The organism is Saccharopolyspora taberi (assembly GCF_039534165.1).
In the GTDB taxonomy this organism is placed as follows: Bacteria; Actinomycetota; Actinomycetes; order Mycobacteriales; family Pseudonocardiaceae; genus Saccharopolyspora_D; species Saccharopolyspora_D taberi.
On sequence record NZ_BAAAUX010000013.1, the window covers coordinates 1 to 976 of the forward strand.

Annotated in this window: 1 protein-coding gene; it reads right to left on the minus strand. The window is 75.7% G+C overall.

Annotated elements, in window-relative coordinates; all coding sequences use genetic code 11:
• On the minus strand, positions 1 to 611 hold a 611-nt coding region (locus ABD691_RS13360; protein WP_344679954.1), incomplete at its 3' end, for a hypothetical protein.
• Positions 612 to 976 lie beyond the last annotated feature (365 nt).

Here is a 976-nt window from a genome sequence, read left to right on the forward strand (position 1 = left end):
GGGCGGCGGAGCCGCGTGGCCCCGAGGCCCGTGCGGCGGTCCGCCAGGACCGCGCGGGCCGTCGGGCGCGTCAGCGCCTGGCGGCGGGCCGGCCGGGCCGCGAGGACCGTCGGGGAGATCAACGACCGGCTGCGGGCCGGAAGGCGGTCCGACGGGACCGCGAGGACCGTCGGGCGGATCAACGGCGGGCTGCGGGCCGGAAGGCGGTCCGGCCGGACCGCGCGGGCCCTCGCGCAGATCAACACCCGGCGGCGGACCGCCGGGGCCACGCGGACCGTCAGGCATGTCAACAGCGGGCTGCGGACCAGAAGACGGACCGCCATGACCACGCGGGCCCTCGGGCAGATCGCCGATCGGCTGCGGGCCAGAAGGCGGGCCAACCGGACCGCGCGGCCCATCAGGCCCGTCAACAACCGGCTGCGGCCCCGAAGGCGGGCCAACAGGACCACGTAGGCCCTCAGGCGAGTCGACAACCTGCTGCGGACCGGAAGGGGGCCCAGCAGGACCCCGCGGACCGTCAGGCAGATCAACACCCGGCGGCGGACCGCCGGGGCCACGCGGACCGTCAGGCATGTCAACAGCGGGCTGCGGACCAGAAGACGGACCGCCATGACCACGCGGGCCCTCGGGCAAGTCGCCGATCGGCTGCGGGCCGGAAGGCCCGCGAGGACCGTCAGGCAGATCAACGATCGGCTGCGGACCGGAAGGCGGTCCGGCCGGACCACGCAGACCCTCGGGCCCGTCCACGATCTGCTGCGGCCCCGAAGACGGACCAACGGGGCCCCACGGCCCGTCCGGCGAGTCAACGATCGGCTGCGGACCGGAAGGCGGACCGGCCGGACCCCGCAGACCCTCAGGCCCGTCGACAACCGGCTGCGGGCCCGAAGGCGGACCAACCCACGGCCCCTCAGGCGAATCGACAACCGGCTGCGGGCCCGAAGGCGGACCAACCCACGGCCCCTCAGGCGAATCGACA